This is a genomic window from Streptococcus mitis (genome assembly GCF_946188375.1).
Classification (GTDB): Bacteria; Bacillota; Bacilli; order Lactobacillales; family Streptococcaceae; genus Streptococcus; species Streptococcus mitis_CX.
The window spans coordinates 75,802-95,215 of record NZ_CAMHUS010000005.1 but is presented as its reverse complement, the minus strand read 5'-3'; the positions used below and the strand labels follow the sequence as shown (position 1 = coordinate 95,215).

At 40.9% G+C, this 19,414-nt stretch carries 15 protein-coding genes and 1 pseudogene; 14 read left to right on the top strand and 2 right to left on the bottom strand.

The window, feature by feature from the left end; genetic code table 11:
• Nucleotides 1-60 precede the first annotated feature (60 nt).
• Entirely contained in the window at nt 61-1,059 is a 999-nt protein-coding gene (gene galE / locus N8M16_RS06330) for a UDP-glucose 4-epimerase GalE (RefSeq protein WP_229294558.1), read from the bottom strand.
• A 294-nt stretch (nt 1,060-1,353) separates the two neighbouring features.
• Between galE and pepA the strand changes: the two genes are divergently transcribed.
• Together pepA and N8M16_RS06320 are read left to right on the top strand one after the other, a co-directional pair.
• Entirely contained in the window at nt 1,354-2,418 is a 1,065-nt protein-coding gene (gene pepA, locus N8M16_RS06325; protein WP_261069826.1) for a glutamyl aminopeptidase, read from the top strand.
• A 21-nt stretch (nt 2,419-2,439) separates the two neighbouring features.
• Nucleotides 2,440-2,736 (top strand): bacteriocin immunity family protein, encoded by a 297-nt coding sequence (locus N8M16_RS06320; protein ID WP_084954033.1) that lies wholly within the window; start codon nt 2,440-2,442, stop codon nt 2,734-2,736.
• 96 nt (nt 2,737-2,832) lie between these two features.
• On the opposite strand, the gene N8M16_RS06315 is transcribed toward N8M16_RS06320, so the two are convergent.
• Nucleotides 2,833-4,464, bottom strand: a complete 1,632-nt coding sequence (locus tag N8M16_RS06315; RefSeq protein WP_004260992.1) for a Na/Pi cotransporter family protein — start codon at nt 4,462-4,464, stop codon at nt 2,833-2,835.
• Between the two features lie 303 nt (nt 4,465-4,767).
• Here N8M16_RS06315 and N8M16_RS10280 point away from each other — a divergent pair.
• The 12 genes and pseudogenes from N8M16_RS10280 to dnaK all read left to right on the top strand — a co-directional run.
• Nucleotides 4,768-4,830: pseudogene (locus tag N8M16_RS10280) on the top strand (YSIRK-type signal peptide-containing protein); the annotation flags it as partial.
• Between the two features lie 291 nt (nt 4,831-5,121).
• Nucleotides 5,122-10,041, top strand: a complete 4,920-nt coding sequence (locus N8M16_RS06310; RefSeq protein ID WP_419991724.1) for an endo-beta-N-acetylglucosaminidase — start codon at nt 5,122-5,124, stop codon at nt 10,039-10,041.
• Nucleotides 10,042-10,130: 89 nt separating this feature from the next.
• Nucleotides 10,131-11,327: a phosphoglycerate kinase gene (locus tag N8M16_RS06305; RefSeq protein WP_261069824.1), complete on the top strand. Its 1,197-nt coding sequence runs from the start codon at nt 10,131-10,133 to the stop codon at nt 11,325-11,327.
• A 323-nt stretch (nt 11,328-11,650) separates the two neighbouring features.
• The gene (locus N8M16_RS06300) at nt 11,651-12,178 is read left to right on the top strand and encodes an FUSC family protein (protein WP_000119915.1); all 528 of its coding nucleotides are present in this window, start codon (nt 11,651-11,653) and stop codon (nt 12,176-12,178) included.
• A gap of 76 nt (nt 12,179-12,254) precedes the next feature.
• A complete protein-coding gene (glnR, locus tag N8M16_RS06295) occupies nt 12,255-12,611 on the top strand; it encodes a transcriptional repressor GlnR (RefSeq protein WP_000659548.1) in 357 nt (118 codons plus the stop codon).
• A 36-nt stretch (nt 12,612-12,647) separates the two neighbouring features.
• Nucleotides 12,648-13,994 carry a type I glutamate--ammonia ligase gene (gene glnA / locus N8M16_RS06290; protein ID WP_001122886.1) on the top strand — a complete coding sequence of 449 codons (1,347 nt, stop codon included), beginning with the start codon at nt 12,648-12,650 and terminating at the stop codon, nt 13,992-13,994.
• Between the two features lie 119 nt (nt 13,995-14,113).
• Nucleotides 14,114-14,434 (top strand): PadR family transcriptional regulator, encoded by a 321-nt coding sequence (locus tag N8M16_RS06285; protein WP_023947118.1) that lies wholly within the window; start codon nt 14,114-14,116, stop codon nt 14,432-14,434.
• Complete coding sequence (locus N8M16_RS06280; RefSeq protein WP_023947120.1) at nt 14,434-15,009, top strand: DUF2812 domain-containing protein; 576 nt, start codon at nt 14,434-14,436, stop codon at nt 15,007-15,009. Before N8M16_RS06285 ends, N8M16_RS06280 begins: the two co-directional genes overlap by 1 nt.
• A 34-nt stretch (nt 15,010-15,043) precedes the next feature.
• Nucleotides 15,044-15,556 carry a DUF2812 domain-containing protein gene (locus N8M16_RS06275; RefSeq protein ID WP_031237044.1) on the top strand — a complete coding sequence of 171 codons (513 nt, stop codon included), beginning with the start codon at nt 15,044-15,046 and terminating at the stop codon, nt 15,554-15,556.
• 160 nt (nt 15,557-15,716) lie between these two features.
• Nucleotides 15,717-16,751, top strand: coding sequence for a heat-inducible transcriptional repressor HrcA (hrcA, locus tag N8M16_RS06270; protein WP_004261010.1), 1,035 nt, complete (start codon nt 15,717-15,719; stop codon nt 16,749-16,751).
• Nucleotides 16,752-16,777: 26 nt separating this feature from the next.
• Entirely contained in the window at nt 16,778-17,320 is a 543-nt protein-coding gene (gene grpE / locus N8M16_RS06265) for a nucleotide exchange factor GrpE (RefSeq protein ID WP_261069823.1), read from the top strand.
• A gap of 269 nt (nt 17,321-17,589) precedes the next feature.
• A complete protein-coding gene (dnaK, locus tag N8M16_RS06260) occupies nt 17,590-19,413 on the top strand; it encodes a molecular chaperone DnaK (protein WP_261069822.1) in 1,824 nt (607 codons plus the stop codon).
• The last annotated feature ends 1 nt before the right edge of the window (nt 19,414 follow it).

Below are 19,414 nucleotides of genomic sequence, written 5' to 3'. Positions count from 1 at the left end.
TTTCTGACAATTTAATGAATAAAACAAGGAGAGAGTACCAGGACCTTCTCCTCTGTTATCCTATTCCAAAATGTTTTTGCCTTCTTTAACACGCCAACGATAATCTGATAAAATAATATCTTCGAGGGAGTAGCTAGCCTTCCAATCAAGATATTTTTTAGCTTTTGATGCGTCTGCTAGGACGCTGGCTGGGTCCCCAGCACGGCGAGCAACAATTTCGTGGGGTATTTTTTTATTCAGTAGTTCTTCAGCAGTTTTAAAGATTTCTTTGACGGTATAGCCTTTTTCAGTTCCCAAGTTAAAGATTTGAGAAGAACTGTTTTCTTGAAATAGGTAGTTCATTCCTTTAACATGAGCCTGTGCAAGGTCCAAGACATGAATGTAATCTCGAATACATGAACCATCACGTGTATCATAGTCATCTCCAAATATTTTCAGGCTATCATTTTGTCCCAATGCGGTCTTGTTGATGTTGGGAATGATATGAGTTGGATTTTTCACTCGCAGACCGTTTGAAGCATCCATTTCAGCTCCAGCAACATTAAAGTAACGGAAAATGACATATTTCCAGTCGTAGCGATTGGCCATCCAGTAAATCATTCGTTCACCCATCAGTTTTGTCTCTGCATAAGGATTGACAGGGTCGAGCAGGGTATCTTCAGTTGCTGGCTTGTCAATACAGTTATTACCATAGAGGGAAGCAGTCGAAGAGAACATGATTTTTTGAATGCCAACTTCAGATAAGACTTTGAGAACTTGGTTCATACCAGCAACATTGGCAGTGAAGTATTTACTTGGGTTTTCAATACTTTCGCTCACAACAATTTCACCTGCACAATGAAGAACAGCATCAATCTTATTTTCTTCTAAGTAAGCTTTTAGAGCACTAGAATCATAAACATCTAGTTGCTTAAAGCTAGCACGACTATCCACAGCCGAACGATTTCCTGTAGAGAGATTATCTAGAACATGTACCTGATAGCCAGCATTTAAAAGAGCTTTAACGGTATGGGAGCCAATATAGCCAGCTCCACCTGTAACAAGAATTGTTTTGGTCATGATTTTTTCCTTTTCCTAGTTTTGTACTATTTTAAAGAAATAAGAAGGCAAAGTCAACTATTTTCTGCAAATTTTATGAAAAATCTGAACGATTTTGGCATCGGATTGTTTTTTTGTTTGGGAATAAAATTTCGAGTGAATCTTGGAATTTTTTTAGATTTTACTTCAAATGCAAGAGAATACAATTCATTTCTAAGATAGAGCAAAACTAAGATACTAACTTAGAAATCCACCTTCCCGCTATCCTTCTCCTATAAAAAGTGGTAAAATGGATGAAAGAAAGAAGGAACTGAAATGACAACATTATTTTCAAAAATCAAAGAAGTAACAGAACTTGCTGCGATCTCAGGTCATGAAGCACCTGTCCGTGCTTATCTTCGTGAAAAGTTGACACCGCACGTGGATGAAGTGGTGACAGATGGCTTGGGTGGTATTTTTGGTATCAAACATTCAGAAGCTGCAGATGCACCGCGCGTCTTGGTCGCTTCTCACATGGATGAAGTTGGTTTTATGGTCAGCGAAATAAAGCCAGATGGTACCTTCCGTGTCGTAGAAATCGGTGGTTGGAATCCTATGGTGGTTAGTAGCCAGCGCTTTAAACTCTTTACTCGTGACGGTCGTGAAATTCCTGTGATTTCAGGCTCTGTTCCGCCACATTTGACTCGTGGTAAGGGCGGACCAACCATGCCTGCCATTGCAGATATCGTCTTTGATGGCGGTTTTGCGGATAAGGCTGAGGCAGAAAGCTTTGGAATCCGTCCTGGTGACACCATTGTCCCAGATAGTTCCGCTATCTTAACAGCCAATGAAAAAAATATCATTTCAAAAGCTTGGGACAATCGCTATGGAGTTCTTATGGTGAGCGAGTTGGCAGAAGCTCTGTCAGGTCAAAAACTCGGAAATGAACTCTATCTTGGCTCTAACGTCCAAGAAGAAGTTGGTCTCCGCGGTGCTCATACATCTACAACCAAGTTTGATCCAGAAGTCTTCCTAGCAGTTGATTGCTCACCAGCAGGTGATGTTTATGGCGGTCAAGGCAAGATTGGGGATGGAACCTTGATTCGTTTCTACGACCCAGGTCACTTGCTTCTCCCAGGGATGAAGGATTTCCTTTTGACAACTGCTGAAGAAGCTGGAATCAAGTACCAATACTACTGTGGTAAAGGCGGAACGGATGCAGGAGCAGCTCATCTGAAAAATGGTGGTGTTCCATCAACAACTATCGGTGTCTGCGCTCGTTATATCCATTCTCACCAAACCCTCTATGCTATGGATGATTTCCTAGAAGCTCAAGCCTTCTTACAAGCCTTGGTGAAAAGATTGGATCGTTCAACGGTTGATTTGATTAAAAATTATTAAACCATAAGGGAGGTGGTAGGGATGGTAGAACCAAACCTAGAAAGCCTTATAAAAGATCTTTACAATCATGCTCGACATGATTTGAGTGAAGATTTAGTTGCTGCTCTCCTAGAGACTGCTAAAAAACTGCCTACTACAAATGAGCAATTGTTGGCAGTTCGTCTCTCAGGCCTGGTCAATCGTGAATTGCTCCTAAATCCCAAACATCCGGCACCTGAGCTGCTCAACTTGGCTCGTTTTATCAAAAGAGAAGAAGCTAAGTACAGAGGAACCGCAGCTTCTGCGATTATGTATGGGGAACTCTTTAAAATGCTTTGATTCCATTGTGAATCAAAGCATTTTTCTATATGTAAAAAAGCAATTCTTGATTAGGAAAAGAAAAAAGCCATCCTATTTAGGATAGCTTCTTGGATCTTAGATTTGTTCAGCGATGACCTTTTCAGCAAGGTTCATGGCGTGGTCAGATACACGAGTATAGTGGGAAATGATGTCGATAAAGTTGACCCCAGCTTGTGTTGAACACTCACCCTTGTTGAGGCGTTTGATGTGAGTCTTTCTGAGAACACGTTCCATATTGTTGATTTCTTTATGGCGTTCAATCAGACTTTGAGCTTTTTCAATATCATTGTTTTCCACGCTATCAAGGGCATCCTTGATAAAGCCAGTGGTTTTTTGATAGATATCAGCCAATTCCTGCAAAGCAGCTTCAGAGAACTCAACATTTTTCCGTTGAAGGTAGTCAGTCAGATTGATTAGCGCTTCTGCGTGGTCTCCAATCCGTTCCAAATCGCGGGATGAATCTAGGATGTTGGTCAGCACTTCACTTTCTTTCTGGCTAAGGGCCTCACTTGAAAGAGTAATAAGGTAACGAGTCAATTTTTCATCAATGGTATTGATAGCTTCTTCTGTCTTGTGTCCTTTTTCAGCAACCTTTTCATTAAGGTCAATGATGTAGTTGTATGAAAGGTCAAAGGCTTTAGAAGCATAATTTCCTAAGTGAAGGAGTTCTTTTTTGGCATTTCCGAGAGCGATTGATGGAGCTTGTTTAATCAAATGCTCATCAAGATAAAGTGGCTCGTACTTGACAACTTCATCTTCACCAGGGATGAGCTTGGTTACAAAGTAGGCCAAGGCTCCGATGAATGGAAATTGTACAATGGTGTTACTTACGTTAAAGGCACCGTGAGAGAAGGCGATGGTCATCTCAGGTGAGAGGTGAAGGAGTGCCTGGAAGTACTCAATCATAGATGTAAATGGACCTAATAAGATTAAGCAAAGAATGGTTCCTAAAACGTTAAAGGTAACGTGGGTTGCAGCAACGCGTTTCGCAGAGACATTGGCTCCAGCTGCCGCGATGATAACTGTTAGGGTTGTCCCGATATTATCCCCGAAGAGAACTGGTAGCGAACCTTTAAGGTCAAGGAATCCACCTGCATAGAGACCTTGCAAAATCCCGATCGTCGCAGAAGAAGCTTGGATGAGGACGGTAATCACTGCACCGGCAAAAACTCCCAACACAGGATTTTGTCCCAAGGTTACCATGTATTCCTTGAATTGTGGTAAATCTTTAAGAGGGCTCATACCGGCACTGATGAGGTTTAGAGCATAGAAGATTCCCCCTACACCAAACAGGATGCGTCCGATATTGTTTGCTGTTCTATTTTTGGTAAAGAAGAGGAACATGGTTCCAAGGAAAATCAGGGGTAAAGCATACTCACCAAGCTTGAAACCGATGATAAAGGAAGTAACTGTGGTTCCGATGTTGGCTCCCATGATAATTCCGATAGCCTGTCTAAGAGTGAGAAGACTAGCGCTGACCAGCCCAACCGTGATAACTGTAACCCCTGTACTTGACTGAATCAGGGCAGTCACGACAATTCCGACTAGAACACCTAAAAAGGGATTGCTAGTGTACTTGTCAATGTAAAAACGAAGGCGATCTCCAGCAGCTTGTTGCAAACCGTCTCCCATGGTCTTGATGCTATATAAGAATAGTCCCAGACCACCTAAAAAGTGAAATAAAATTTCCTGCCAATTAATGGACATTTCTTTTTCCTCCGAAAAATAATAACGGAATTTCTCCTATTCTATTTTAAAGGATAAAAGTAAATCTAACAAGTGTTAAGCTAAGATTTTAGAAAGAAAATTCGTTAGAATGGGCCTTAATTATATTAATTTTACCAATTTCTAACCTAGATATAGATATTTCCTTTTATATATTGACATTTAAAAGAAATATTTTAAAATGAGGGAGGAATTATCTTGGTCCCTGTGATTGGGATAAAAATTTTATAAAGAAAGTTAAGCGCTTTCTTTTGTGCAACAAAATCAATCTTTTAGGAGGAGAAAATGAAGAATCTATTTTTTGAAAGACGTTGTCGTTACAGTATTCGTAAGTTATCAGTAGGAGCCTGCTCGCTGATGATTGGGGCTGTTTTATTTGCTGGTCCAGCCTTAGCAGAAGAAACTGCAGTTCCTGAAAATAACGGAGCCAATACAGAGCTTGTTTCAGGAGAGAGTGAGCATCCAACTAATGAAGCTGACAAGCAGCATGAAGGAGAACATGCTAGAGAAAATAAGCCAGAAAAGGCAGAAGGAGTAGCGACAGCATCTGAAACTGCTTCGCCAGCAAGCAATGAAGCTGCAACTACTGAAACTGCAGAGGCAGTAAGCGTAGCTAAACCAGAGGAAAAACCAAGTGAGGTGGCTGCGGAAACACCATCTGCAGAAGCAAAACCTAAGTCTGACAAGGAAATAGAAGCAAAGCCTGAAGCAACTAGCCAAGGGGATGAGTCTAAGCCAGCAGCAGAAGCTAATAAGACTGAAAAAGAAGTCCAGCCAGATGTCCCTAAAAATACAGAAAAAACATTAAAACCAAAGGAAATCAAATTTAATTCTTGGGAAGAATTGTTAAAATGGGAACCAGGTGCTCGTGAAGATGATGCTATTAACCGCGGGTCTGTCGCCCTCGCTTCACGTCGGACAGGTCATTTGGTCAATGAAAAAGCTAGCAAGGAAGCAAAAGTTCAAGCCCTATCAAACACCAATTCTAAAGCAAAAGACCATGCTTCTGTTGGTGGAGAAGAGTTCAAGGCCTATGCTTTTGACTATTGGCAATATCTAGATTCAATGGTCTTCTGGGAAGGTCTCGTACCAACTCCTGACGTTATTGATGCAGGTCACCGTAACGGGGTTCCTGTATATGGTACACTCTTCTTCAACTGGTCTAATAGTATTGCTGATCAAGAAAAATTCGCTGAAGCTTTGAAGCAAGACCCAGATGGTAGCTTCCCAATTGCCCGTAAATTGGTAGATATGGCCAAGTATTATGGCTATGATGGCTATTTCATCAACCAGGAAACAACTGGGGATTTGGTTGAACCTCTTGGAGAAAAGATGCGCCAGTTTATGCTCTATACCAAGGAGTATGCTGCTAAGGTAAACCATCCAATCAAGTATTCTTGGTACGATGCTATGACCTATAACTATGGACGTTACCACCAAGATGGTTTGGGAGAATACAACTACCAATTCATGCAACCTGAAGGAGATAAGGTTCCAGCAGACAACTTCTTTGCTAACTTTAACTGGGATAAGGCTAAGAATGATTACACTATTACAACTGCCAACTGGATTGGTCGTAATCCTTATGATGTATTTGCAGGTTTGGAATTGCAACAGGGTGGTTCCTACAAGACCAAGGTCAAATGGAATGACATTTTAGATGAAAATGGGAAATTGCGTCTGTCTCTTGGTTTGTTCGCCCCAGATACCATTACAAGTTTAGGAAAAACTGGTGAAGATTATCATAAGAATGAAGATATCTTCTTTACAGGTTACCAAGGAGACCCTACTGGCCAAAAACCAGCTGACAAAGATTGGTATGGGATTGCTAACCTAGTTGCGGACCGCACGCCAGCAGTAGGTAATACTTTTACTACCTCTTTTAATACAGGTCATGGTAGAAAATGGTTCGTAGATGGTAAGGTTTCTAAGGATTCTGAGTGGAATTACCGTTCAGTTTCAGGTGTTCTTCCAACATGGCGCTGGTGGCAAAAATCAACTGGTGATAAGTTGAAAGCAAGCTATGATTTTGAAGATGCTTATAATGGTGGAACTTCTCTCAAATTTGCAGGGGATCTTTCAGGTGCGACCAAGCAAGATGTGAATTTGTACTCTACTCGCTTGAAGGTGACAGATACCACCAAATTGCATGTTGCCCATAAAGGAGGCAAAGGAACCAAGGTTTATGTAGAATTTGCAACTAAGAAAGATTATACCTACGGTGATGAAGCTGCCCGTAAAGAATTGACAGTTTCAGATAACTGGACTACCGATGATTTTGATTTGAGTGCCTTAGCAGGTAAAACAATTTACGGTATTAAACTGTATTTTGAAAATGACAAAGACTTAAAAGGTTATCAATTTAACCTGGGGCAATTGACCATCAGCAATAATCAAGATGCTCCTCAGGCACCAACCACAGTTGCTGTAGCCAAACAAGTCCTTAAAAATGCCCAAGAAGCGGAAGCAGTTGTGCAATTTAAAGGCAACAAGGATGCAGATTTCTATGAAGTTTACGAAAAAGATGGAGACAGCTGGAAATTACTAACTGGCTCATCTTCTACAACTATTTATCTACCAAAAGTTAGCCGCTCAGCAAGTTCTCAAGGTACAACTCAAGAACTGAAGGTTGTCGCAGTTGGTAAAAATGGGGTTCGTTCAGAAGCTGCAACAACAACCTTTGATTGGGGCATGACTGTAAAAGATACCAGCCTACCAAAACCACTAGCTGAAAATATCGTTCCAGGTGCAACAGTTATTGATAGTACTTTCCCTAAGACTGAAGGTGGGGAAGGTATTGAAGGTATGTTGAATGGTACCATTACCAGTCTGTCAGACAAGTGGTCTTCTGGACAATTAAGTGGTAGTGTGGATATTCGTTTGACTCAGCCACGTACAGTTGTTAGATGGGTGATGGACCATGCTGGAGCTGGTGGAGAATCTGTAAATGACGGTTTGATGAACACCAAAGACTTTGACCTTTATTATAAAGATGCCGATGGTCAATGGAAGTTGGCTAAGGAAGTTCGTGGCAATAAAGCACATGTTACAGATATTACCCTTGACAAACCTATCACAGCTCAAGATTGGCGTTTGAATGTCGTTACTTCTGACAATGGAACTCCATGGAAGGCTATTCGTATCTATAACTGGAAAATGTATGAAAAGCTTGATACAGAAAGCGTCAATATTCCGATGGCCAAGGCTGCAGCTCGTACTTTAGGTAATAACAAGGTACAAGTTGGCTTTGCAGATGTTCCAGCTGGAGCTACCATTACCGTTTATGACAATCCAAATTCTCAAACTCCGCTTGCAACCTTGAAGAGTGAAGTTGGAGGAGACCTAGCAAGTGCACCATTGGATTTGACAAATCAATCTGGCCTACTTTACTATCGTACCCAGTTGCCAGGTAAGGAAATTAGTAATGTCCTTGCAGTTTCTGTTCCAAAAGATGATCGAAGAATCAAGTCAGTCAGTCTAGAAACAGGACCTAAGAAAACAAGTTATGCTGAAGGGGAAGATTTGGACCTTAGAGGTGGTGTTCTTCGAGTTCAGTATGAAGGAGGAGCTGAGGACCAACTCATTCGCCTAACTCACGCAGGTGTATCCGTATCAGGCTTTGATACGCATCATAAGGGAGAACAAAATCTTACTTTACAATATTTGGGACAACCGGTAAATGCTAATTTGTCAGTGACTGTTACTAGTCAAGATGAAGCAACTCCGAAAACAATTTTGGGAATTGAAGTAAGTCAGGAACCGAAAAAAGATTACTTAGTTGGGGATAGCTTAGACTTGTCTGAAGGACGCTTTGCAGTGGCTTATAGTAATGACACTATGGAAGAACATTCCTTTACTGATGAGGGAGTTGAAATTACTGGTTATGATGCTCAAAAGACTGGTCGTCAAACCTTGACGCTTCATTACCAAGGTCATGAAGTCAACTTTGATGTTTTGGTATCTCCAAAAGCAGCATTGAACGATGAGTACCTCAAACAAAAATTAGCAGAAGTTGAAGCAGCTAAGAACAAGGTGGTCTATAACTTTGCTTCACCAGAAGTAAAAGAAGCCTTCTTGAAAGCAATTGAAGCGGCTGAACAAGTGTTGAAAGACCATGAAACTAGCACCCAAGATCAGGTTAATGACCGACTTAATAAATTGACAGAAGCTCATAAAGCCTTGAATGGTCAAGAGAAATTTACGGAAGAAAAGACCGAACTCGATCGCTTAACAGGTGAGGCTCAAGAACTCTTGGCTGCTAAACCAAACCATCCTTCAGGTTCTGCCCTAGCTCCACTTCTTGAGAAGAACAAGGTCTTGGTTGAAAAAGTAGATTTGAGTCCAGAAGAGTTTGCAACAGCGAAGCAAAGTCTAAAAGATTTGGTTGCCTTATTGAAAGAAGATAAACCAGCAGTCTTTTCTGATAGTAAAACAGGTGTTGAAGTACACTTCTCAAATAAAGAAAAGACTATCATCAAGGGCTTGAAAGTAGAGCGTGTTCAAGCAAGTGCTGAAGAGAAGAAATACTTTGCAGGAGAAGATGCCCATGTCTTTGAAATAGAAGGTTTGGATGAAAAAGGTCAAGACGTTGATCTCTCTTACGCTTCTATTGTGAAAATCCCAATTGAAAAAGATAAGAAAGTGAAGAAAGTATTCTTCTTACCTGAAGGCAAAGAAGCAGTAGAATTGGCTTTTGAACAAACGGATAGTCATGTCATCTTTACAGCACCACACTTCACTCATTATGCCTTTGTTTATGAGTCTGCTGAAAAACCACAACCTGCTAAACCAGTAGAAAAGGTTATTTCAAGCAAGGAACCAGCTGAAGGTGTCAAGAATTTGGTTGTGGATACTCCGAAATTAGAAGTCGAAGAGACAAGTATCGCCTTCGAACACCAAGAACGTCCAAATCCAAATCTTACAGTCGGTCAACGTCAACTTGTCCAAGCAGGGGTTGAGGGACAAATTCGCCGCTTGATTGAAGTAGATAGCCAAGGCAATCGTACGCTTCGCGCTACAGAAGTTTTGAAAGAAGCAAGCCCTGAAATCGTAGAAGTAGGTACTGGTCTCATTCCTGCCAATCCAGCACCACAAAACACAGATCTTCCAAAACCTACTAATCAACCGGCTTCTGATCAACAAAAGGCTCCTAAATTGGAAGTTCAAGAGGAAAAGGTTGCCTTTGATCGTCAAGAGCATGAAAATGCTGATATGCTAGTTGGGGAACAACGAGTCATCATACAGGGACGAGATGGTCTGTTGAGACATGTCTTTGAAGTTGATGAAAGCGGTCAGCGTCGTCTTCGTTCAACAGAAGTCATCCAAGAGGCGATTCCAGAAATTGTTGAAATTGGAACAAAAGTAAAAACTGAACCAACAGTAGCGCCTACACAAGAAAAACCAGCCCAAAATACAGCAGTTAAATCAGAAGAAGCAAGCAAACAATTGCCAAATACAGGAACTGCTGATGCCAATGAAGCCCTAATAGCAGGATTGGCAAGCCTTGGTCTTGCTAGTTTAGCATTGACATTGAAACAGAAAAAAGAAGATGAAGATTAAATATCGAAAAATCTTGTGAAATCTTTCCTTATATTTCCAAAGTGTGATATAATAGTTTCGAATAAAATAAATAAAGGGGTTTTTGTAACATGGCAAAACTTACTGTTAAAGACGTTGACTTGAAAGGTAAAAAAGTCCTCGTTCGTGTTGACTTCAACGTACCATTGAAAGATGGCGTAATCACTAACGACAACCGTATCACAGCAGCTCTTCCAACTATTAAGTACATCATCGAACAAGGTGGACGTGCTATCCTCTTGTCTCACCTTGGACGTGTGAAAGAAGAAGCTGATAAAGCTGGTAAATCACTTGCTCCTGTAGCAGCAGACTTGGCAGCTAAATTGGGTCAAGATGTTGTTTTCCCAGGTGTAACTCGTGGTGCTGAATTGGAAGCAGCTATCAACGCTCTTGAAGATGGACAAGTTCTTTTGGTTGAAAACACTCGTTACGAAGATGTTGACGGCAAGAAAGAATCTAAAAACGATCCTGAGCTTGGTAAATACTGGGCATCACTTGGAGATGGTATCTTCGTAAACGATGCATTCGGTACAGCTCACCGTGCACACGCATCTAACGTTGGTATCTCAGCAAACGTTGAAAAAGCAGTTGCTGGTTTCCTTCTTGAAAACGAAATTGCCTACATCCAAGAAGCAGTTGAAACTCCAGAACGTCCATTCGTGGCTATCCTTGGTGGTTCAAAAGTTTCAGATAAGATCGGTGTTATCGAAAACTTGCTTGAAAAAGCTGATAAAGTTCTTATCGGTGGTGGTATGACTTACACATTCTACAAAGCACAAGGTATCGAAATCGGTAACTCACTTGTAGAAGAAGACAAATTGGATGTTGCCAAAGCTCTTCTTGAAAAAGCAAACGGTAAATTGATCTTGCCAGTTGACTCAAAAGAAGCTAACGCATTTGCTGGCTACACTGAAGTGCGTGACACTGAAGGTGAAGCAGTTTCTGAAGGCTTCCTTGGTCTTGACATCGGTCCAAAATCTATCGCTAAATTTGATGAAGCTTTGACTGGTGCCAAAACAGTTGTATGGAACGGACCTATGGGTGTATTTGAAAACCCAGACTTCCAAGCTGGTACAATTGGTGTGATGGACGCTATCGTGAAACAACCAGGCGTTAAATCAATCATCGGTGGTGGTGACTCAGCTGCCGCAGCCATCAACCTTGGACGTGCAGACAAGTTCTCATGGATTAGTACGGGCGGAGGTGCATCAATGGAACTTCTCGAAGGTAAAGTATTGCCAGGTTTGGCTGCACTAACAGAAAAATAATTTCAGCCCGTTAGTCTCTACAAAATCCTGATTTTGTAGAAAAAGGAACAAAACTGAAACGTTAACAAAAAGGTGGCTATGTCACCTTTTTGTGTTAGTGGAGGTATTTGTGACGCGGTGGTGGAGCATCAATGGAACTTCTTGAAGGTAAAGTTCTTCCAGGACTTGCAGCCTTGACAGAAAAATAAAATTAACTAAATGAATCAAAGAAGAGAGGGATGAAAGTTCCTCTTTTCTTTTACTCGAAATAAAAACGCTTCCTCTCAACTATTCCTCATAAAAATCACTGATTTATGATAAAATGGAAATAGAAAGTTGAGATTATGAGTTATTTTAAAAAATATAAATTCGATAAATCCCAGTTCAAACTTGGTATGCGAACCTTTAAAACAGGTATTGCTGTTTTTCTAGTTCTCTTGATTTTTGGCTTTTTTGGCTGGAAAGGTCTTCAAATTGGTGCTTTGACTGCTGTGTTTAGCCTGAGGGAGAGTTTTGATAAGAGTGTCCATTTTGGGACTTCGCGTATTTTAGGAAATAGTATCGGTGGCCTCTATGCCCTGGTCTTCTTCCTATTAAATACCTTTTTCCACGAAGCCTTTTGGGTAACCTTAGTTGTTGTCCCAATCTGCACCATGTTAACCATTATGACAAATGTAGCCATGAATAACAAAGCAGGTGTTATAGGTGGTGTAGCAGCTATGTTAATTATTACACTATCAATTCCAAGTGGTGAGACAATTTTGTACGTGTTTGCGCGTGTATCAGAAACTTTCATGGGAGTTTTTGTCGCAATTCTCGTAAATTACGATATTGACCGTATTCGTCTCTTTTTAGAGAAAAAAGAAAAATAATGTTACATTTTATAACATTATCAATTGACGTTTGTCTTTTTTTAGACTATAATAGACAGAAAGAAGGAAATTGTAAATGAAGGAAAAAGAATTTCGCCGAAATATGGCTGTTTTTCCTATCGGCAGTGTTATGAAGTTGACCGATCTATCGGCGCGTCAGATTCGTTATTATGAAGATCAAGAGTTGATTAAACCTGATCGAAACGAAGGAAACCGTCGCATGTATTCCTTGAATGACATGGATCGTCTGCTTGAAATCAAAGATTATATCTCTGAAGGTTATAATATCGCTGCCATTAAGAAAAAGTATGCTGAACGTGAAGCGAAATCCAAGAAAGCGGTGAGTCAGACTGAGGTGCGCCGTGCACTTCACAATGAACTCCTCCAACAGGGTCGCTTTGCTTCAGTACGGTCACCTTTTGGTCGCGGTTAGGTAACCGCAAGTAGTCATACATTAAGGAGAAAACTCATGCCAATCACAGCTGCAGATATTCGTCGTGAAGTCAAGGAAAAAAATGTTACCTTTATTCGTCTTATGTTCTCAGATATTTTGGGAACCATGAAAAACGTCGAAATTCCTGCTACAGATGAACAGTTAGATAAAGTCTTGTCAAACAAGGCGATGTTTGATGGATCTTCTATTGAAGGTTTTGTACGTATCAATGAGTCAGATATGTACTTGTACCCAGACTTGGATACATGGACAGTCTTCCCTTGGGGAGATGAAAATGGAAGTGTTGCAGGTTTGATCTGTGATGTCTATACAACAGAAGGTGAACCATTTGCGGGTGACCCTCGTGGCAATTTGAAACGAGCTCTTCGTCACATGGAAGAAGTAGGATTCAAATCTTTCAACCTTGGTCCAGAACCAGAATTCTTCCTATTTAAGTTGGATGAAAATGGAGACCCAACGCTTGAAGTGAATGATAAGGGTGGCTACTTTGATTTGGCGCCTACTGACCTTGCGGACAATACACGTCGTGAGATTGTGAATGTCTTGACCAAAATGGGATTTGAAGTAGAAGCGAGTCACCACGAGGTTGCGGTTGGACAACACGAAATTGACTTCAAGTACGATGAAGTTCTCCGTGCTTGTGATAAGATTCAAATCTTTAAACTCGTTGTTAAAACCATTGCTCGCAAACATGGCCTTTACGCAACCTTTATGGCTAAACCAAAATTTGGTATTGCTGGATCAGGTATGCACTGTAATATGTCCTTGTTTGATGCAGAAGGAAACAATGCCTTCTTTGATCCAAATGATCCAAAAGGAATGCAGTTGTCAGAAACGGCCTATCATTTCCTTGGCGGTTTGATTAAGCATGCCTACAACTATACTGCTATCATGAACCCAACGGTTAACTCATACAAACGTTTGGTTCCAGGTTATGAAGCACCTGTTTACATTGCTTGGGCTGGCCGTAACCGTTCACCGCTTGTGCGCGTGCCTGCTTCACGTGGTATGGGAACTCGTCTTGAGTTGCGTTCAGTGGATCCGATGGCAAACCCATACATCGCTATGGCTGTTCTTTTGGAGGTTGGTTTGCATGGTATTGAAAATAAAATCGAAGCACCAGCTCCTATCGAAGAAAATATCTACATCATGACAGCAGAAGAGCGTAAGGAAGCTGGTATTACAGACCTTCCATCAACTCTTCACAACGCTTTGAAAGCTTTGACAGAAGATGAAGTCGTCAGAGCGGCTCTTGGAGAACATATCTATACTAGTTTCCTTGAAGCCAAACGAATCGAATGGGCAAGTTATGCAACCTTCGTTTCACAATGGGAAATTGATAATTATTTAGACCTTTACTAATACTAATATAGAAGAAAGATTGCCTGAGGGTGATCTTTTTTCTTGTATTTTATATCGAGGTGTGATATACTTTATATAACGAGGTGCGATATATCGAACTGAATAGGAGGTGGCTATAAATGGAATTAACGGATAAGATCCGTCGTGTTTATCTTCCGATGACGGAAACTGGCTTTTATATCTTGTTCTGTCTGCAAAAGGAAGGTCATGGTTATAGTATTACGCAAAAGGTCAGGGAGATGACAGATTCGCAAATCTTGATTAGTCCTGGAACTATGTATGGAACCTTGTCGAAGATGGAAAAGGATGGCTTGATTTCCTTTGTTCGCGAAGAGGAGAAACGGAAAATCTATCAGATCACAGACTTAGGACGAAAAGTTTTAGATATTGAATTGAAGCGTATTGAACGGCTCTACAGAAATAGTCGGGAGGAAGGATGATGGAAAAGAAAATTGTTTACCGAATTTTTACAATTGCGGATTATGAGAGGGAGGCTCTATACTTTAGAGAAATGCATGCTAAGGGATGGAAACTTAGGGAAGTAAGCTACTCTATCTTATTGTTTGCAGTTAAGTATACCTTTGAAAAGTGTCAGCCTGAGCAAGTGTCTTATCAGTTGGATTTTTACCCAATGGAAAAATCAGAGAGATCCTCCTATTTACAACTATTTAAAGACTGTGGCTGGGAGCATATTACAGACTTTAATAGTTTTTCCTATTTTAGAAAAGCGCATTCTGAAATTGAATCGGATGCAGAATTTGAAATCTATAATGACGCTGCTGGGAAGTTAGCTATGGTTAATCGCATTTTAAGACTGCGATTAGTACCTGTTTTACTTTTGCTAGCCATACATATACCATTCTTACTTAAATTGCTCAATAGGAGTAATGCGTATGGTCTATGGAGTTTTCTTGCGGTCGGGCTAGATGTTTTCTTGTCTTTAATCCTTTTGTTAATGGTTGTCTATATTAGTTGGAAGTTATGGCATAAAAAGAAGGAATTATCAGATTTATGATAGGGTAGGTATGCTCAAAATTGGAGGGGGAGTCATGATCAATAAAAAGCAATTTCGGATGTTCACTATTTTTGATTTGGATAAGGAAGAAGAGTATTTGCACGAGATGCACTTGAAAGGCTGGAGATATAGAACGAGTCGTTTTGGTTTTTTCTATTTTGACCAATGTCAACCGGACGATGTCATCTACTGTATCTATGATTCTAGATTTCTTAAAAAATATAAGCATGAACTACAAGATTTTAGAGATAGAGGTTGGGAATTGATAGGAGCAGGTTCTTGTTCGATTCTTCGTAAATCGTCTTCTAATTTACTTCCAGAGGATCAAGTCTATATTGCTAAGGAGATCAGATGGGATGTTATGCGATATAGACTTCGTTCCTGTACAGCTACTTTCTTAGGTGGTTTGGTTGTTTGTATGAGTTTATTTAAAGAAGAACTTTCTATGTCTTTCTTCGTTATTTTTCTTTTATATGCTCTCTTGATTTCTTATCTAATCCATGGTTTTTTCAGACTTAAAAGGAAATACCAAGTAGATGGAAGGTAAGGTTCTAGGTCTTCAGACTGATTTTTAGCACTCTTGGTAAAAGAGTGCTAATTTTTTGAGTTTTTGTCTTGACATTCTCTTTTAAGGGTGTATAATAGAATCATGAGTTAGCACTTGAGTGTGTTGAGTGCTAATCGATCAGACAGAGAGGAGTGATGAGATGGTTACAGAGCGTCAGCAGGATATTTTAAATCTGATTATTGACATCTTTACCAAAACGCACGAACCTGTCGGATCCAAAGCCTTGCAAGAGTCTATTAACTCTAGCAGTGCAACCATTCGTAATGATATGGCGGCTTTAGAAAAGCAAGGTTTGCTTGAGAAGGCTCATACTTCAAGCGGTCGGATGCCAAGTGTTGCTGGTTTTCAGTACTATGTGAAACACTCACTGGATTTTGACCGACTGGCTGAAAATGAGGTTTATGAGATTGTCAAAGCCTTTGATCAGGAATTCTTCAAGCTAGAGGATATTCTGCAAGAGGCTGCTAATCTATTGACAGACTTGAGTGGCTGTACGGTAGTAGCGCTGGATGTTGAGCCGAGCAGGCAACGTTTGACAGCCTTTGATATCGTTGTTCTAGGGCAACATACAGCCTTGGCAGTATTTACCCTAGATGAGTCTCGAACGGTTACCAGTCAGTTTCTAATTCCAAGGAACTTTTTGCAGGAAGATTTGCTGAAACTGAAGAGCATTATTCAGGAACGTTTCCTCGGCCACACCGTTCTAGATATTCACTACAAGATTCGGACGGAGATTCCGCAGATTATCCAGCGTTACTTTACAACAACGGATAATGTTATCGATCTCTTTGAACATATCTTTAAGGAAATGTTCAACGAAAACATTGTGGTGGCGGGCAAGGTCAATCTCTTGAATTTTGCCAATCTAGCAGCTTATCAGTTCTTTGACCAACCGCAAAAGGTGGCTCTGGAGATTCGTGAGGGGCTGCATGAGGATCAGATGCAAAATGTCCGTGTTGCAGACAGTCAAGAGTCCTGTCTAGCAGACCTAGCGGTGATTAGTAGCAAGTTCCTCATTCCTTATCGGGGAGTTGGAATTCTAGCCATTATCGGTCCAGTCAATCTGGATTACCAACAGCTAATCAACCAAGTCAATGTAGTCAATCGTGTTTTGACCATGAAGTTGACAGATTTTTACCGCTATCTCAGCAGTAATCATTACGAAGTACATTAAGATTGAAATCATTAAAGGAGGCGAAAATGGCCCAAGATATAAAAAATGAAGAAGTAGAAGAAGTAGAAGAAGTAGAAGAAGTTCAAGAAGAGGAAGTTGTGGAAGTAGCTGAAGAAACAACTCCTGAAAAGTCTGAGTTGGACTTGGCAAATGAACGTGCAGATGAGTTCGAAAACAAATACCTTCGCGCTCATGCAGAAATGCAAAATATCCAACGCCGTGCCAATGAAGAACGTCAAAATTTGCAACGTTATCGTAGCCAGGACTTGGCAAAAGCGATTCTCCCTTCTTTGGATAACCTAGAACGTGCACTCGCAGTTGAAGGTTTGACAGACGATGTCAAAAAAGGATTGGAGATGGTACAAGAGAGCTTGATTCACGCTTTGAAAGAAGAAGGAATCGAAGAAATCGCAGCTGATGGTGAATTTGACCATAACTACCATATGGCCATCCAAACTTTCCCAGCAGACGATGACCACCCAGCAGATACCATTGCACAAGTCTTCCAAAAAGGCTACAAACTCCATGACCGCATCCTACGCCCAGCCATGGTAGTGGTGTACAACTAGGCAATTCTGACGGTTGCAACATACATAATATAAAACTTGTCCGAAACGACAATAAACTATGAAAGAAAGATAAAAAGCAAGCCGAAGGCTTGCAAGGAAGATATTTCCCACCGTGGTGAAAGTTTCAGTAGCTTCTGCTACTGAAACAGGGGATTTTTGAGACAATAGGCTCAAAAATAAGTGATGAAATCCCGGAGGGAGTTGCTCACGTCCCCACCACTTAAGGGAAATATCAAAAATAGAAAATTAACTAACAAGGAGAAAAACACATGTCTAAAATTATCGGTATTGACTTAGGTACAACAAACTCAGCAGTTGCAGTTCTTGAAGGAACTGAATCAAAAATCATCGCAAACCCAGAAGGTAACCGTACAACTCCATCTGTAGTCTCATTCAAAAACGGAGAAATCATCGTTGGGGATGCTGCAAAACGCCAAGCAGTTACAAATCCAGATACAGTCATCTCTATCAAATCTAAAATGGGAACTTCTGAAAAAGTTTCTGCTAACGGAAAAGAATACACTCCACAAGAAATCTCAGCTATGATTCTTCAATACTTGAAAGGTTATGCTGAAGACTACCTTGGCGAAAAAGTAACCAAAGCAGTCATCACAGTTCCTGCTTACTTCAACGACGCTCAACGTCAAGCAACAAAAGACGCTGGTAAAATCGCTGGTCTTGAAGTAGAACGTATCGTCAACGAACCAACTGCAGCCGCTCTTGCTTACGGTTTGGACAAGACTGATAAAGAAGAAAAAATCTTGGTATTTGACCTTGGTGGTGGTACATTCGACGTATCTATCCTTGAATTGGGTGACGGTATCTTCGACGTATTGTCAACTGCAGGGGACAACAAACTTGGTGGTGACGACTTTGACCAAAAAATCATTGACTACTTGGTAGCAGAATTCAAGAAAGAAAACGGTATTGACTTGTCTACTGACAAGATGGCAATGCAACGTTTGAAAGATGCAGCTGAAAAAGCGAAGAAAGACCTTTCTGGTGTAACTTCAACACAAATCAGCTTGCCATTTATTACTGCTGGTGAAGCTGGACCTCTTCACTTGGAAATGACTTTGACTCGTGCTAAATTTGACGATTTGACTCGTGACCTTGTAGAACGTACAAAAGTTCCAGTTCGTCAAGCCCTTTCAGATGCAGGTTTGAGCTTGTCAGAAATCGACGAAGTTATCCTTGTTGGTGGTTCAACTCGTATCCCAGCCGTTGTAGAAGCTGTTAAAGCTGAAACTGGTAAAGAACCAAATAAATCAGTAAACCCTGATGAAGTAGTTGCTATGGGTGCTGCCATCCAAGGTGGTGTGATTACTGGTGATGTTAAAGACGTTGTCCTTCTTGACGTAACACCATTGTCACTTGGTATCGAAACAATGGGTGGAGTATTTACAAAACTTATCGATCGCAACACTACTATTCCAACATCTAAATCACAAGTCTTCTCAACTGCAGCAGACAACCAACCAGCCGTTGATATCCACGTTCTTCAAGGTGAACGCCCAATGGCAGCAGATAACAAGACTCTTGGACGCTTCCAATTGACAGATATTCCAGCTGCACCTCGTGGAATTCCTCAAATCGAAGTAACTTTCGACATCGACAAGAATGGTATCGTGTCTGTTAAGGCCAAAGATCTTGGAACTCAAAAAGAACAAACTATTGTGATCCAATCAAACTCAGGTTTGACTGACGAAGAAATCGACCGCATGATGAAAGATGCAGAAGCTAACGCTGAAGCAGATAAGAAACGTAAGGAAGAAGTTGACCTTCGTAACGAAGTAGACCAAGCAATCTTTGCGACTGAAAAGACAATCAAGGAAACTGAAGGCAAAGGCTTCGACGCAGAACGTGACGCTGCCCAAGCTGCCCTTGATGACCTTAAGAAAGCGCAAGAAGACAATAACTTGGACGACATGAAAGCAAAACTTGAAGCATTGAACGAAAAAGCTCAAGGCCTTGCTGTTAAACTCTACGAACAAGCTGCAGCAGCGCAACAAGCTCAAGCAGGAGCAGAAGGGGCGCAAGCAACAGGAAACGCAGGCGATGACGTCGTAGACGGAGAGTTTACGGAGAAGTAAG

Bases quoted from the DNA above. Each gene is read 5' to 3' on its own strand.
- galE (WP_229294558.1), bottom strand. From the start codon at position 1,059: ATGACCAAAACAATTCTTGTTACAGGTGGAGCTGGCTATATTGGCTCC.
- pepA (WP_261069826.1), top strand. From the start codon at position 1,354: ATGACAACATTATTTTCAAAAATCAAAGAAGTAACAGAACTTGCTGCG.
- N8M16_RS06320 (WP_084954033.1), top strand. From the start codon at position 2,440: ATGGTAGAACCAAACCTAGAAAGCCTTATAAAAGATCTTTACAATCAT.
- N8M16_RS06315 (WP_004260992.1), bottom strand. From the start codon at position 4,464: ATGTCCATTAATTGGCAGGAAATTTTATTTCACTTTTTAGGTGGTCTG.
- N8M16_RS06305 (WP_261069824.1), top strand. From the start codon at position 10,131: ATGGCAAAACTTACTGTTAAAGACGTTGACTTGAAAGGTAAAAAAGTC.
- N8M16_RS06300 (WP_000119915.1), top strand. From the start codon at position 11,651: ATGAGTTATTTTAAAAAATATAAATTCGATAAATCCCAGTTCAAACTT.
- glnR (WP_000659548.1), top strand. From the start codon at position 12,255: ATGAAGGAAAAAGAATTTCGCCGAAATATGGCTGTTTTTCCTATCGGC.
- glnA (WP_001122886.1), top strand. From the start codon at position 12,648: ATGCCAATCACAGCTGCAGATATTCGTCGTGAAGTCAAGGAAAAAAAT.
- N8M16_RS06285 (WP_023947118.1), top strand. From the start codon at position 14,114: ATGGAATTAACGGATAAGATCCGTCGTGTTTATCTTCCGATGACGGAA.
- N8M16_RS06280 (WP_023947120.1), top strand. From the start codon at position 14,434: ATGGAAAAGAAAATTGTTTACCGAATTTTTACAATTGCGGATTATGAG.
- N8M16_RS06275 (WP_031237044.1), top strand. From the start codon at position 15,044: ATGATCAATAAAAAGCAATTTCGGATGTTCACTATTTTTGATTTGGAT.
- hrcA (WP_004261010.1), top strand. From the start codon at position 15,717: ATGGTTACAGAGCGTCAGCAGGATATTTTAAATCTGATTATTGACATC.
- grpE (WP_261069823.1), top strand. From the start codon at position 16,778: ATGGCCCAAGATATAAAAAATGAAGAAGTAGAAGAAGTAGAAGAAGTA.
- dnaK (WP_261069822.1), top strand. From the start codon at position 17,590: ATGTCTAAAATTATCGGTATTGACTTAGGTACAACAAACTCAGCAGTT.